This window comes from Rhizobium sp. Leaf321, assembly GCF_001423215.1.
Lineage (GTDB): Bacteria > Pseudomonadota > Alphaproteobacteria > Rhizobiales > Rhizobiaceae > Neorhizobium > Neorhizobium soli.
The window spans coordinates 29,478-43,276 of record NZ_LMOF01000006.1 but is presented as its reverse complement, the minus strand read 5'-3'; the positions used below and the strand labels follow the sequence as shown (position 1 = coordinate 43,276).

At 61.5% G+C, this 13,799-nt stretch carries 12 protein-coding genes; 2 read left to right on the top strand and 10 right to left on the bottom strand.

The features are described from left to right. Window positions 1–7: 7 nt before the first annotated feature. The 6 genes from ASF70_RS06580 to ASF70_RS06555 are packed head-to-tail and all read right to left on the bottom strand — an operon-like array spanning window position 8 to window position 5,429. Window positions 8–940, bottom strand: coding sequence for a glutaminase (locus ASF70_RS06580; RefSeq protein WP_062578522.1), 933 nt, complete (start codon window positions 938–940; stop codon window positions 8–10). A 3-nt stretch (window positions 941–943) separates the two neighbouring features. Then, window positions 944–1,630: an ABC transporter ATP-binding protein gene (locus tag ASF70_RS06575; protein ID WP_062578521.1), complete on the bottom strand. Its 687-nt coding sequence runs from the start codon at window positions 1,628–1,630 to the stop codon at window positions 944–946. Beyond that, window positions 1,627–2,376, bottom strand: a complete 750-nt coding sequence (locus ASF70_RS06570; RefSeq protein WP_062578519.1) for an ABC transporter ATP-binding protein — start codon at window positions 2,374–2,376, stop codon at window positions 1,627–1,629. The genes ASF70_RS06575 and ASF70_RS06570 overlap by 4 nt, the downstream gene beginning before the upstream one ends. Then, a complete protein-coding gene (locus tag ASF70_RS06565; RefSeq protein WP_062578517.1) occupies window positions 2,369–3,346 on the bottom strand; it encodes a branched-chain amino acid ABC transporter permease in 978 nt (325 codons plus the stop codon). Before ASF70_RS06565 ends, ASF70_RS06570 begins: the two co-directional genes overlap by 8 nt. Window positions 3,347–3,359: 13 nt before the next feature. After that, window positions 3,360–4,283, bottom strand: coding sequence for a branched-chain amino acid ABC transporter permease (locus tag ASF70_RS06560; RefSeq protein ID WP_062578515.1), 924 nt, complete (start codon window positions 4,281–4,283; stop codon window positions 3,360–3,362). Between the two features lie 9 nt (window positions 4,284–4,292). Then, window positions 4,293–5,429 carry an ABC transporter substrate-binding protein gene (locus ASF70_RS06555; protein WP_062578513.1) on the bottom strand — a complete coding sequence of 379 codons (1,137 nt, stop codon included), beginning with the start codon at window positions 5,427–5,429 and terminating at the stop codon, window positions 4,293–4,295. Between the two features lie 222 nt (window positions 5,430–5,651). Between ASF70_RS06555 and ASF70_RS06550 the strand changes: the two genes are divergently transcribed. Beyond that, window positions 5,652–6,476: an alpha/beta hydrolase gene (locus ASF70_RS06550; RefSeq protein WP_062578511.1), complete on the top strand. Its 825-nt coding sequence runs from the start codon at window positions 5,652–5,654 to the stop codon at window positions 6,474–6,476. 10 nt (window positions 6,477–6,486) lie between these two features. Here ASF70_RS06550 and ASF70_RS06545 read toward each other — a convergent pair whose 3' ends face one another. The 4 genes from ASF70_RS06545 to ASF70_RS06530 are packed head-to-tail and all read right to left on the bottom strand — an operon-like array spanning window position 6,487 to window position 9,969. Next, the gene (locus tag ASF70_RS06545) at window positions 6,487–7,008 is read right to left on the bottom strand and encodes a winged helix DNA-binding protein (RefSeq protein WP_062454239.1); all 522 of its coding nucleotides are present in this window, start codon (window positions 7,006–7,008) and stop codon (window positions 6,487–6,489) included. A 55-nt stretch (window positions 7,009–7,063) separates the two neighbouring features. Continuing rightward, window positions 7,064–8,047 (bottom strand): TRAP transporter substrate-binding protein, encoded by a 984-nt coding sequence (locus ASF70_RS06540; protein ID WP_062578509.1) that lies wholly within the window; start codon window positions 8,045–8,047, stop codon window positions 7,064–7,066. 20 nt (window positions 8,048–8,067) lie between these two features. Further along, window positions 8,068–9,381, bottom strand: coding sequence for a TRAP transporter large permease subunit (locus ASF70_RS06535; protein ID WP_062578507.1), 1,314 nt, complete (start codon window positions 9,379–9,381; stop codon window positions 8,068–8,070). A gap of 3 nt (window positions 9,382–9,384) precedes the next feature. Then, complete coding sequence (locus ASF70_RS06530) at window positions 9,385–9,969, bottom strand: TRAP transporter small permease (RefSeq protein WP_062578505.1); 585 nt, start codon at window positions 9,967–9,969, stop codon at window positions 9,385–9,387. Between the two features lie 197 nt (window positions 9,970–10,166). Here ASF70_RS06530 and ASF70_RS06525 point away from each other — a divergent pair, with 197 nt between their 5' ends. Then, on the top strand, window positions 10,167–13,793 hold the full coding sequence (locus tag ASF70_RS06525; RefSeq protein WP_062578503.1) for a hydantoinase B/oxoprolinase family protein: 3,627 nt from the start codon (window positions 10,167–10,169) through the stop codon (window positions 13,791–13,793). The last annotated feature ends 6 nt before the right edge of the window (window positions 13,794–13,799 follow it).

Below are 13,799 nucleotides of genomic sequence, written 5' to 3'. Positions count from 1 at the left end.
TGTTCTCTCAGTGCCCGAACACGGACCAGCCGGTTTCATCCGCCAGCATTTCGAGGGCGAGCGAACCGACCAGCGAATTGCCGTTCTGATTGAGACCTGGAGACCAGACGGCCATTGATGCGCGTCCCGGCGCCACGGCCATGATGCCGCCGCCGACACCACTCTTGCCGGGAAGCCCGACCCGATAAGCGAACTCGCCGGAGCCGTCATAGTGGCCGCAGGTCAGCATGAGGGCGTTGATGCGCCGTGCCCGCTGGCTTGAGACCACGGTGTGCCCGGTCATCGGGTTGCGGCCATTGGCGGCGAGGAATAGACCGGCCCGCGCCAGCTGCGTGCAAGTCATGGAGATGGCGCAGTGGTGGAAATAGACGCCGAGCACATGCTCGACCGGATGCGAGAGCTTGTTGAAAGAGCGCATGAAATTGGCAAGCGCAAAATTTCGGTAGCCGGTCGCTTCCTCGGATTTCGCAACCGACGGGTCGATCGCGATCGTTTCGTCATCCGCCAGATAGCGGACGAAGCGCAGGATCTCCCCGATCGCCTCGCGCGGCGTATGGCCAGCAAGAACGAGATCGCTGACGGCAATCGCGCCGGCATTGATGAAGGGGTTGCGGGGCTTTCCGGCCTCCTGTTCGAGCTGGACAATGGAGTTGAAGGGAGAGCCCGACGGCTCCCGACCGACCCGGTTCCAGGTGGTTTCGCCATGCTTGCCGAGTGCGAGCGTCAGCGTGAAAACCTTCGACACGCTCTGGATCGAGAAGGGTTCGGCACAATCACCAGCGCTATGGACCTTGCCGTCGACGGTGACGACCGCCATGCCGAACTTGCGTGGATCGACATGGGCAAGCTGGGGAATGTAGTCGGCCACTTTTCCCTCGCCCAGCCGGCTCTGCAGCTTGGCGTGGATCCGGTCGACGATGGCCTGCAGATCGTCCGTCATTGCTCACACTCCGAGATATCGATCCTGCAACCCTGGTGTCAGTTCGGCTGGGGCGCCGGTCCAGACGCTTCTGCCGTTTTCGAGGATGACGCACCGGTCGGCAACCGGCAAGAGCTCGGAAAGAGTCTTGTCGACCAGGAGAATGGACAGGCCCTTCGTCTTCAACTGGCGCAACGCCTTCCAGATATCCTGGCGGATGACAGGTGCAAGCCCCTCCGTCGCCTCGTCGAGGATCAGCAGCCGCGGATTGGTCATCAGCGCGCGTCCGATCGCCAGCATCTGCTGCTCGCCGCCTGAAAGCGATCTCGCCATCTGCGCATGCCGTTCCTCCAGACGGGGAAACAGGGCATTGATCTCTGAGACGGTCCATTCACCGGGTCTTGCGGCGGCGACCAGGTTTTCATGAACGGTCAGGTTCGGGAAACAGCGGCGGCCCTCGGGGACGAGCCCCACACCCAGCCGCGCCACCTTGTAGGGGGCCAGCTTGCCGGTGTCCTTGCCATCGAAGAGGATGCGGCCGGTTTTAGGGGCCAAAAGATTGCAAATCGACTTGATGGTCGTCGACTTGCCCATGCCGTTGCGGCCCATCAGGGCCACGACCTCGCCTTCCGCCACCGAAAATTCGACGCCGAATAGCGCCTGGCTGCTGCCGTAGTAGGTGGCGATATCCTGGACATCGAGCAGCATCAGGCATGATCTCCGAGATACGCGGTGCGCACCGCCGGATCGCGCCTTATATCCTCCACCGTGCCGGTTGCGATGATGCGGCCATAGACCAGAACCGATATCCGGTCGGCCAGCGCGAAGACGGCATCCATGTCGTGTTCCACGAGCAGGATCGGCGCTTCCTGGCGCAGCATATCGAGAAAACCGGTGAGCCTTTTCGAACCCTCCGGCCCCATTCCCGCCATCGGCTCGTCGAGAAGCAGAGCCTTCGATTGCAGGGCCAGCGCCATGGCGATCTCCAGCTGGCGGCGCTCGCCGTGGGAAAGCTCGGCCGCCGGCAGGCGTGCCCGGTCGGACAGACCGACGCGCTCGAGGATCGCCATCGCAGGATCGATCAGCGATCTGTCGCGCATGACAGGTCGGAAGAAACCGAAACTCGACCCCTGCCTCGCCTGAACCGCCAGCATGACATTACGCAGCGCTGAAAACTCCGGCGCCAGCGACGACACCTGAAACGTGCGACCGAGCCCCCGTCGGGCGCGAGCGGCAGCACTCAGTGCGCCGATGTCTTCACCCGCGAGGCGGATCGTGCCGCTATCCTGCTTGAGCGTGCCGCAGATCTGGTGAATCAGGGTCGATTTTCCGGCACCGTTCGGGCCTATAAGTGCGTGGATTTCGCCGGGCTTCAGGTCGAGCGTGATGCCGTCGGTGGCACGAAGTGCTCCGAAACTCTTAACGAGATTGTCTGTCTGGAGAACCGGCTCAACCATGTTTCGTCTTTCCGGCAAGCAGGCCCAGCAATCCGCCGCGGGCAAAGAGCACCACGCCGAGAAGGATGAGACCGAGGAAGAACTGCCAGCGTTCGGTTAGGCCACCCAGCGCGAACTCGAACGCCACATAAAGCGCTGCACCGGCGAGCGGCCCGAAAAGCCTGCCGGTGCCGCCGAGAATGATCAGCACAATCAGTTCGCCAGACATGTGCCAGGCAAGCATGGACGGGCTGACGAAGCGGTTGAGATCTGCGTAGAGCGCGCCGGCAAGGGCCGTGATCATGGCCGAGATGACGAAACCTGCGAGCCGGATACGGTAGTGGTCAATGCCGAGGGCGGCGACGCGGATCTCGTTCTGGCGCGTGGCAACCAGCGCCGCACCGAAACGCGACGCACGGATCAGTGCGAAAAGGCCGATGCCGGCCAGAAGCACTGCATAAGCGACAAAGAAGAAATTCAGCGGGCGCATCGTGTTCGTGCCCGGAAACTGGTTGCGCACCGCGATCGAAAGCCCGTCCTCGCCACCGTAAGCCGGCCAGGATATCGCAAAATAATAGACCATCTGCGCGAAGGCGAGCGTGATCATTATGAAATAGACGCCCGAGGTCCTGAGGCTGAGCGCCCCGATGGCGAGCGCCACCACACCGGCTGCGATGACCGCGACAAGCCAGATGATCGGCATCTGCGCCGTGCCTGAGAGATCGAACAGAAGCGGTTCGCCTGATAGCGCGTGGCTCGCAAGAATGCCGGCGGCATAGCCTCCGATGCCGAAAAAGGCCGCGTGGCCGAACGAAACCATACCGCCGAGGCCAAGCGCAAGATTGAGGCCGAGGGCTGCCAAAGCAAGGATAGCGATCCGCGTTGCAAGGGTTATGTAGAACGGCTGGCCGAGCGCGCTCGCGATCAAGGGGACAGCGAGCAGCAGCACAGCCAGCGTGAGATTGACTGCGTTTTCGCGGGTCAGCACCATCGTTGAACGGCTTTCATGCATGGGCTGGCGGAAACAGGCCGCGAGGTTTTACCGACAGGATGACCGCCATGACCACGTAGATCAGCATGGATGCCGCAGCGCCGCCGATCATGCCCGCCTGGGACGGGTCCATGAACAGGGTCAACAGTTGCGGCAGAAGAAGCCGGCCGAGCGTATCGGTGATGCCGACGAGCAGTGCGCCAACGAGCGCACCCTTGATCGAGCCGATGCCGCCGATAACGATCACCACGAAGGCGAGGATGAGGACCGGTTCGCCCATGCCGACCTGGACAGATTGCAGCGGGCCGACGATTGCGCCGGCAAGCCCGGCCAGAGCGGAGCCCAGTGCAAAGACCAGCGTATAGAGCGTGCGAATATCGACACCGAGGGCGCCGATCATCTCGCGGTCGCTTTCGCCGGCCCTTATGCGCATGCCGAGCCGGGTCTTGCCGATCAGCAGATAAAGGCCGAGCGCCACCAGCGCACCGACGGCGATGATCGCCAGGCGATAGACGGGATAGGTTGCATCCCCCGGCAGAGCGACCGCGCCCTGCAGCAAAGGCGGAATATCGAGATAAAGCGGGAAGGAGCCGAACAGCCAGCGGGTGCCTTCGGAAAAGATCAGGATCAGTGCGAATGTCGCCAGAACCTGATCGAGATGGTCGCGATCATAGAGCCTGCGGATGACCAGGAGTTCGACGATGGCACCGGCGGCCGCCGCACAGGCGAGGCTGGCGACAAGGCCGAGCCAGAACGACCCGGTCAATGCTGCAACGGCCGCGCAGGCGAAGGCGCCTACCATGTAGAGCGAGCCATGGGCGAGATTGATCAGGCCCATGACGCCAAAGATCAGCGTCAGCCCGGCAGACATGAGAAACAACATGACGCCGAGCTGGATGCCGTTCAGCAGCTGCTCGAGAGCAAGCGAAATGGTCACATGCTTCCCTTAGATCTTGCAGTCTTTGGCGTAGGCGTCTCCATGATCGGCAAAGATCTTCTCGACCGTCTTGTTGGTCAGAACGCCGTCCTTCTTCACCACTTCCGTCAGGTAGATATCCTGGATCGGATGCTGGTTGGTGTTGAACTTGAACTTGCCACGCGGCGACTTGATGTCGGCTTTCAGAAGTTCGGCGCGGAAAGCCTCGGTATCCTTGACGTCTGCCTTCGCGGCGGCCGACGCGATTAGCTGACCGGCATCATAGGCCTGGAGCGCATAGATGGACGGCAGGCGATTGTATTCGGCCTTGAAGTCGGCGACGAATTTCCGGCTGACATCGGTATCGAAATCCGGAGCCCACTGTCCGGACGCCTTGGCGCCAAGTGCTGCATCGCCGATGGCCGGCAACACATCCTGGCTGAAGGAGAAGCCCGGCCCCATGACCGGGATCTTCACACCCGACTGGGCAAACTGCTTCATGAAGGAAATGCCCATGCCGCCCGGCAGGAAGACGAAGATGCCGTCGGCACCCGACGCACGCATCTGGGCGATTTCGGCAGCGTAATCGGTCTGGCCAACCTTGGTATAGACTTCGCCCGCAAGCTCGCCCTTGTAATAGCGCTTGAAGCCCGTCAGCGAATCCTTGCCGGCCGGATAGTTCGGCGCCAGGATGAACATCTTCTTGTAGGACTTGTTGGCATATTCGCCGACAGCTTCGTGAAGATTGTCGTTCTGATAGGCAGCGTTGAAATAGAGCTTGTTGCAGCCGGCACCGGCGAGCGCTGCGGGTGCTGCATTGGTCGAGACGTAGAACTTGTCCTGCGCGACCGCACCTGGGACGACGGCCATCAACAGGTTCGACCAGACGATGCCGGTAAGCAGGTCGACATTGTCGCTCTGAATCATCTTGTCGGCGATCTGGACGGCAAGTTCCGGCTTCTGCGCATCATCTTCGGTGACGACGGTGATATCCTTGTTGCCGGACTGCTTGATCGCCAGCATGAAGCCGTCGCGCGTATCGACACCGAGGCCTGCACCGCCGCCTGATAGCGTGGTGATCATGCCGATCTTCAGCGGTTGGGCGATCGCCAGACCGGATGCGCCGAGGCCGAGTGCCATTGTGGCGGCGACCAGGATTTTCTTCATCGTCATTCTCCCCTTTTTTTGTCCCCTGCTCCGCCAATCCATCGATGGCGGTAAAACCGTTACCTTCCACATTCGCCGGCAAACTTCCACCGCGTGCAAGCGCAAAAAGCATCACAAAGCAAACTATGCCGACGAGGAGAAGTCTTGGAACAGCAAGGCAGGCTTTCCAGCGACATCGGGGGCGGGTTATGACGCTTGTCGGATCGAACAGGGGACAATCACATGCGACACGGGATCATCGACTGGGACGACGCCTATGCCAATGGCCCGAACATTCCAAAGGGTGAACAATGGCCTGCCGCTTGGGTGGAGCCGGCACGACTGTACCGCGAATCGCTCGCGGCCGAAGGCCGTGCGAAGCTCGGCATCGCCTATGGCGACAAGCTGCGCAACCGGTTCGATCTCTTGCTGCCCGCCGGAAAGCCGGAAGGCCTTGTCGTCTATGTCCATGGCGGGTTCTGGATCGCGCTCGACAACAGCTACTGGTCGCATTATGCCCATGGCGCTTTGGAAAGCGGATATGCGGTGGCTCTGCCGGCCTACACGCTTGCGCCGGAAAACCGGATCGCTGAGATTACCCATGAGATCGGAAAGGCGATCACGGCGGCAGCTGGCCTGATGGAGGGGCCGATCCGGCTTGCCGGACACTCGGTCGGCGGGCATCTGGTCACACGGATGATCACCACCACATCGCCGCTTGCAGAGACCGTCCGCCAACGCATCGTCAACACGGTGTCGATATCAGGCGTGCATGACCTTCGCCCGATCATGAAGACGAAGATGAACGAGAAGCAGCGGATCGATCCCGAGGAGGCGCAGCGCGAAAGCCCGGCCTTGCTGGAACCCCTCCCGAACACGCGCCTCACCTGCTGGGTGGGCGGCAACGAGCGCTCGGAATTCCTTCGCCAGAACGCCCTGCTCGCCAATATCTGGAAGGGACTCGGGGCCGAGACCGAAGCCGTCGAGGAGCCGGACAAAAACCATTTCACGGTGCTGGACGGGCTATCCGATCCGCACCATCCGCTGACGAGAGCGCTTTTGTCCTAGCGTTTTGTCGCTAGAGAGACGCGGCGCCGCGGGCGGCTTGATCGTAATGGCCGGACAGGGCGCGAAGGCGGGCTGCGACATCCGACAGGGAGTCGGCAGATACTTCGGTCGCCAGGACGGATTTGACGAGCAGGCTTTCCCGCATTGCCTTGTAGCGGGCACAGGCGGCAGCGCCCGCCTCTGTCACCATGACCAGCTTTTCCTTGCCGCGCCGGCCGGACTTGATCAGCTTCAGCCGTTCCAGCTTTTTCAGCGCGTAGGTCACGACGTGGGTGTCTTCGATATTGAGGACAAGCGCGATATCGGCCAGCGTCTTCGGTTTGTTGCGGCTGTTGACGTTGTGGAGGACGAGAATGTCGACGGTCGAAAGGTCGGGCACTCCGGATGCCGCCATGCAGCGCACCATCCAGCGGCTGAACGCATGGTTGAGCATGGTGAGGCCGAACTCGATTTCGGACAGAGCCGGCAGCGCGCCGCTTGCAAGGTGCTCCGAAGAAACGATCGGGCCAACAGTGTCTATCGGTTCGGACATGAACTTCTCCGGAATGAGAGGGCGCCGCGGCACGATTGCCACGGCGCTTCCGAAATCACATCTTCTTGTGGGCGTCCAGAATGGCGGCGCCATCTGCGCCGGCTTTCTTCGACCAATCCTCGGTCAGCTTGGCGCCGATTGCGGAAAGACCGGTCTTCAGTTCGGCGCTTGGTTCCAGAACCTGCATGCCGTTCTTCTTCAGCGTTTCCATGTAGGACGCCGTCTTTTCTGCCGCCATCGACCAGCCGCGGGTTTCTGCAGCGGCCGCGGCATCCGTCACGGCTTTCTGCGTGGCCGCGTCGAGGGCTGCGAACGCAGCCTTGTTGACGAAGATAACGTTCTTCGGGATCCAGGCCTGGGTGTCATAATAGTGGGTCAGGGATTCCCAGATCTTGCTGTCGACGCCAGTGGCGCTCGAAGTCATCAAACCATCGACGACACTGGTTGCCAGAGCCTGCGGCAGTTCGGCAGCCTGGACGGTGACCGGCTGGGCGCCGACCATTTCAGCAATCCGCGACGTGCCGACGTTGTATGCGCGCCACTTCAGACCTTTCAGGTCGGCAACGCTGTTGACGTCCTTCTTGGTAAAGACCCCCTGCGGCGGCCATGGCGTCGTGTAGAGAAGTTTCAGACCCTGCTTGTCGAGCGCCTGTTCGATCGCGGGCTTCGACGCTGTGTAAAGCTTCTTGGACTGTTCGAAGCTGGTGGCGAGGAACGGCACGACGTCGATCCCGAAGACCGGGTTTTCGTTTTCGTGCAGCGACAGCAGCACTTCGCCCGCCTGCGCCTGGCCGGTCTGGACCGCGCGCTTGATATCGGGGGCCTTGAAGAGGGAGGCATTCGGATGGACGGTGATCTTCAGCTCACCCTTGGTGGCAGCATCGATGTCCTTGGCGAACTGGTTGAGGTTTTCGACATGGTAGTTGGTCGGTGGGTAGGCGGACGGCAGGACCCAGTTGGCTGCGAAAGACGATGCTGTGGACGCGAGGAGCGCGGCTGCGGCAATGCCGAGGCGGGCGAGTTTTCCAGTGACCTTCATTTTGAGTTCCCTCTTTGTGATTAACCCGGGAATGCCATTTTCGGCAGAACCATCACGATTTCCGGGAAAACCGTAATGATGGCGACGGTCGCCACAAGCAGAAAAAAGAACGGCAGCGAGGCTTTTGCCACCGTCAGGCTATCGCGCCCGCTCATCGTCTGCAGAACGAAGAGATTGAAGCCGACCGGCGGAGAGACCTCCGCCATCTCGACGATCAGCACCAGGAAGATGCCGAACCAGACGAGATCGAAGCCGGCCTGCTGGATCATCGGCAGAACGACAACCGTGGTAAGGACGATCATCGACAGTCCATCCAGTGCCGCACCAAGCAGAATATACATGATCGTCAGCACGGCGATCAGAGCGTAAGGGCTGAGGTTGAAGCTATCGACCCAGGCAGCCAGCGCGTTCGGAATGCCGGTATATCCCATGGCGATCGACATGAAGCCGGCACCCGTCAGGATCAGCATGATCATGCAGGTGAGACGTGTCGCACCCATGACGCTGTCCCAGAAGGACTTCCAGCTGAGCGTTTTCGACCACGCCGCAATCGCGAGCGAGCCGGCCACACCCCAGGCCGCACATTCCGTCGCCGTGGCCCAGCCGAGCAACAGCGTTGCGAAGACGAGGATGATCAGGAGGCTGACTGGAATGAGGTTGGCCGATTCCTTGAGTTTCTCTTTAAAGCTCATTTTCGGCGGCGCAGGCGGCTGCTTGTCGGGGTTGAGCAGTGACCAAATGGCGATATAGCCGCAATAGAGGACCATCACGATCAGGCTCGGCAGGAAACCCGCGAGGAAGATCTGGATGATCGAGACGTTGGCGGCGACCGCATAGACGACCATGGTGATCGATGGCGGGATGAGAATGCCGAGCGTGCCGGCACCGGCCAGCGAGCCGAGGCTGACCATCTCGTCATAGCCTCGCTTCTTCAACTCCGGCAGGGCGATCTTGGCAATCATCGCCGTGGTTGCAGCCGAGGAACCGGAGATCGAGCCGAACAGGCCGCATCCGAGAACGTTGACATGCATGAGCCTGCCCGGGAGCCAGCCAAGCCAGGGTGCCAAACCCCGGAACATCTCTTCGGACAGCTTTGTCCTGAAAAGGATTTCGCCCATCCAGACAAACAGCGGGAGCGCCGCCAGCGACCAGGACGCGCCGTTGCTCCAGGAGTTGGTGGCCAGCACCGCGCCAAACGGAATGCCCGGCACGAAAAGCATGGCAATCAGGCCGCAGATCAGCAGCGAGATACCGATCCAGACGCCGGCGGCGAGAAGCGCCAGCAGCGCGACGAGGACGACGCCGGCAATTTCGACGAGTTCGATCGTTCCCATGTGTCAGGCCCCGCTCTGCATTGCGCGTTCGATCACTTCTTCAGCGGTTTCGGCAGGCGGCTTTTCGTAGCGCGGCGACCCACCGAAAAGCACGTGCAGAAGCTCGTCCGTCATGGCGACAGCCAGGATGATCAGGCCGCCGGAAAAACCGATCTGGGGGATCCACAGCGGCATGGCGATGACGCCTTGGGCAAGATCGTTGAACCGCCACGACGTGACGTTCATGTCGAAAGCGTACCAGGCGAAATAGAGGGCAGCGGCGGACCCAACCAGCAGGGCAAAAATCTCGACCATCTGGCGGGTACGGCCGGTGAACCTTTCCACCAGCAAGCCGACGCGGATCATTTCGCCGGAGCGGAATGTATGGGCGAGACCGAGGAAGGCAGACGCCGCCATTGCCCAGGATGCGAAATCGTCGCCGGCCGGAACGTCTATCCCAAGCGGGCGACCTGCGGAGAGCGCGAGCATGATGAGGAAGATCGCAATCAGGAAAAGCCCGGCCAGCCAGCCGGACACGAGGTACAAACCGTCCAACCCTTTGCGGAGCCATTCGGGGAAGATGCTGTGGCGTGGATCAACGGTGGACACGGTTTGCCCTCCGCACAAGAATGCGTAGATCGCTCATATGGCTTCCCCTCGGTTGCCTTTGCGGCGCGGCTCTTCTGGCCACTTTGCCTGTTATAAAGGCATGATGCCGTACTGGGCATTTTCCTGTCAATCGATCATTGACGTTTTATCGACGAAATGTTCTCGTGGCCTCAAATCGATCGTTACGGGGGCATTGCATGGCGCAGGACAAGTGGGATTTCTGGATCGACCGCGGCGGCACATTTACCGATATCGTTGGGCGCAAGCCGGATGGGACACTTGTGGCCCACAAGGTCCTTTCGGAAAATCCCGAAGCCTATCGCGATGCTGCCGTGCAGGGCATTCGCGAGTTGCTGCAGGTCGAAGCTGGGCAACCTATTCCGGCCGAACTGGTCGGCGCTGTTAAAATGGGAACGACCGTCGCCACCAATGCGCTGCTGGAGCGCAAGGGCGAGCGGACGCTTCTCGTCACCACACGCGGCTTCAAAGATGCGCTGGCGATCGGTTATCAGGCCCGAACCGACATCTTTGCCAAGAAGATCGTGAAGCCCGAACTGCTCTACACGGCGGTCGTGGAAGTCGAAGAACGCGTGCGTGCCGACGGAGAAGTCGAGGCGGAGCCGGACGAGGCGACGGTGCGCGCGGACCTTCAGGCGCAGTTCGATGCGGGCTACCGTGCGATCGCTATCGTCTTTATGCATGCCTATCGTTATCCGGCTCATGAACAGCTCGTTGCAACGATCGCCCGCGAGATCGGCTTTGCTCAGGTCTCGGTCAGCCATGAGGTTTCGCCACTGATCAAGCTGGTCGGCCGCGGCGACACGACCGTCGTCGACGCCTATCTCTCACCGATCCTGCGCCGTTACGTCGATCAGGTGGCGAGCGAGCTTGGCACGGATGCGGAGACTGCCGGTTCTGAGGGACCGCAGCTGATGTTCATGCAGTCGTCTGGGGGCCTTACCGCGGCACGACTGTTTCAGGGCAAGGACGCAATCCTGTCAGGCCCGGCCGGCGGCGTCGTTGGCGCGGTCGAAACCTCGCGACTTGCCGGGTTCGACAGAATGGTCGGCTTCGACATGGGCGGCACGTCCACCGATGTTTCGCACTATGACGGAGAGCTTGAACGTTCGTTCGAGACCGAAGTCGCTGGCGTGCGGATGCGCGCGCCGATGATGTCGATCCACACGGTCGCGGCCGGCGGGGGCTCTATCCTGCATTTCGAAAACGGTCGGTTCCGCGTCGGCCCGGATTCCGCCGGCGCCAATCCCGGCCCGAAGGCCTATCGCCGCGGCGGACCGCTTACCGTCACCGATGCGAACGTGATGCTGGGCAAGCTTTCACCAGAACTCTTCCCTAGGATTTTCGGGCCAAACCGCGACGAGCCACTGGATGCCGGTGCCGTGCGGAAAGCCTTCGAGGAGATGGCGACGGTGGTCGGCGATGGCCGCACGCCGGAACAGGTGGCGGATGGCTTCCTTGCCATCGCGGTCGAGAACATGGCCAATGCCGTCAAAAAAATCAGTGTCCAGCGCGGCTACGATGTCACGTATTACGCGCTGACCTGTTTCGGTGGCGCCGGCGGTCAGCATGCCTGCCTGACAGCGGACGCGCTCGGTATCTCGACGGTCCTGATCCATCCGTTTTCCGGCATCCTGTCCGCCTACGGGATGGGTCTCGCTGATATTCGCGCCACCCGCCAGCGTACGGTGTCGCGGCCGCTTACCAAAGCACTGGCGTCGCTTGACCCGGTTCGCGACGAACTTTCCGCCAGCGTGCTCGAGGAAATGGGTTCGCAAGGCGTGGCTCAAGCGCAGACCGAGGTTCTGCACCGCGCCCATCTTCGCTATCAGGGCACGGATACGACCCTCTCGGTCGCGGTGACAGATGCCGCCGAGATGACGGCAGCGTTCGAGACTGTCCACCGGAAGCAGTTCGGCTTTATCTTCGAAAACCGCGAGATCATCTTCGAGGCCTACGAGGTGGAGGCGATCGGTGGCGGTGCCGATGCATCGGAACCCGAGTTTGCGCTGGACGACGCGGCCCCAACGGCTGCGGAGAACACGCGGTTCTTTTCCACCGGCGCGTGGCGCGATGCACCTGTCTATCGCCGCGCCGACATCGGGCCCGGCGCGCGTGCCAACGGTCCCTGCCTGATCGTCGAGCCGCACCAGACCATCGTGATCGAGGACGGCTGGGCTTTCGAAGTGACCCGGCTCAACCACGTCGTCCTGAAGCGTATCGTGGAGCTCTCGCGTGCCAAGGCTGTCGGCACCCAGGCCGATCCCGTTCTGCTCGAGGTCTTCAACAACCTGTTCATGTCGATCGCCGAGCAGATGGGCGTGACGCTGCAGAACACGGCGTCCTCCGTCAACATCAAGGAACGACTGGATTTCTCCTGCGCCGTGTTCGACGAGAACGGCGCTCTGGTCGCCAATGCACCGCATATGCCGGTTCATCTCGGATCGATGGACCGCTCCGTTGAAAGCATTATTGCGCAGAACCAAGGCAAGATCTGTCCCGGTGACGTGTTTGCGTTGAACGCGCCCTACAATGGCGGAACGCATCTGCCCGATATTACCGTGGTGACACCGGTGTTCGATGACGCGGGTGAGAAGATCCTGTTCTACGTCGCCTCGCGCGGTCACCATGCCGATGTCGGCGGCACAGCGCCGGGCTCGATGACACCGCTGGCGACGACCGTCGACGAAGAAGGCGTCCTGTTCGACAACGTGCTTCTGGTCGATCGCGGCCGGTTTGACGAGGCGGGCATCACCAACCTCCTGTCCGACCATCCCTACCCTGCCCGCAACGTTGCACAGAACGTCGCGGACTTGAGGGCGCAGATCGCGGCCAATGAAAAGGGCGTCTACGAAATGCGCCGGATGATCGCGCAGTTCGGGCTAGATGTCGTGCAGGCCTATATGGGCCACGTGCAGGACAATGCGGAGGAAAGCGTTCGCCGCGTGCTGGAAAAACTTGGTGACGCGGAGTTTTCCTACGCGACAGACCAGGGCAGCACGATCAAGGTCAAGATCACCATCGACAGGCAAAAGCGCGAGGCGACGGTCGATTTTACCGGCACCAGCGAGCAGAAAAAGAACAATTTCAATGCGCCCGAACCGGTGACGCGCGCGGCCGTTCTTTACGTGTTCCGCGTGATGGTGGAGAGCTCGATCCCGATGAATGCCGGGTGCCTGAAGCCGATCCGCATCATCGTGCCTGATGGTTCGATGCTCAAGCCGCAATATCCGGCAGCGGTCGTTGCCGGAAATGTCGAGACGTCGCAGCACGTGACGAATGCTCTGTTCGGCGCGCTGGGTGCGATCGCAGCAAGCCAGGGCACGATGAACAACCTGACCTTCGGCAACGCCACCTACCAGTATTACGAGACGCTGTGCTCCGGTTCGCCGGCCGGCCGGTTCAACGACGGTAGCGGCTTTGCCGGCACCGACGCTGTCCATGTGCACATGACCAACTCGCGTCTCACCGATCCGGAAATCCTGGAGACGCGCTATCCGGTGCTGCTCGAAGATTTCCACATCCGCGACAATTCCGGCGGGCAGGGGCAGTTTGCGGCAGGCGACGGCACGAAGCGGACGATCCGGTTTCTCGAAACGATGGACTGCGCCATCCTCTCCTCGCATCGGACGCTCCACCCGCACGGCCTTGACGGCGGCGGAGAGGGCGAACTCGGGATGACCACCGTGCGCAGGCTCGACGGCTCGATCGAGACACTTCAGGGCTGCGCCCAGACGGTGATTGAGGCGGGCGAAGCGGTGACCGTGACCACGCCGACGGCTGGGGGCTATGGCAAAACGGCGTGATCTGCC

Excerpts from the sequence above, each read along its gene's own strand:
- ASF70_RS06580 (WP_062578522.1), bottom strand. The coding sequence starts at position 940 with ATGACGGACGATCTGCAGGCCATCGTCGACCGGATCCACGCCAAGCTG.
- ASF70_RS06570 (WP_062578519.1), bottom strand. The coding sequence starts at position 2,376 with ATGGTTGAGCCGGTTCTCCAGACAGACAATCTCGTTAAGAGTTTCGGA.
- ASF70_RS06565 (WP_062578517.1), bottom strand. The coding sequence starts at position 3,346 with ATGGTGCTGACCCGCGAAAACGCAGTCAATCTCACGCTGGCTGTGCTG.
- ASF70_RS06555 (WP_062578513.1), bottom strand. The coding sequence starts at position 5,429 with ATGAAGAAAATCCTGGTCGCCGCCACAATGGCACTCGGCCTCGGCGCA.
- ASF70_RS06550 (WP_062578511.1), top strand. The coding sequence starts at position 5,652 with ATGCGACACGGGATCATCGACTGGGACGACGCCTATGCCAATGGCCCG.
- ASF70_RS06545 (WP_062454239.1), bottom strand. The coding sequence starts at position 7,008 with ATGTCCGAACCGATAGACACTGTTGGCCCGATCGTTTCTTCGGAGCAC.
- ASF70_RS06540 (WP_062578509.1), bottom strand. The coding sequence starts at position 8,047 with ATGAAGGTCACTGGAAAACTCGCCCGCCTCGGCATTGCCGCAGCCGCG.
- ASF70_RS06535 (WP_062578507.1), bottom strand. The coding sequence starts at position 9,381 with ATGGGAACGATCGAACTCGTCGAAATTGCCGGCGTCGTCCTCGTCGCG.
- ASF70_RS06525 (WP_062578503.1), top strand. The coding sequence starts at position 10,167 with ATGGCGCAGGACAAGTGGGATTTCTGGATCGACCGCGGCGGCACATTT.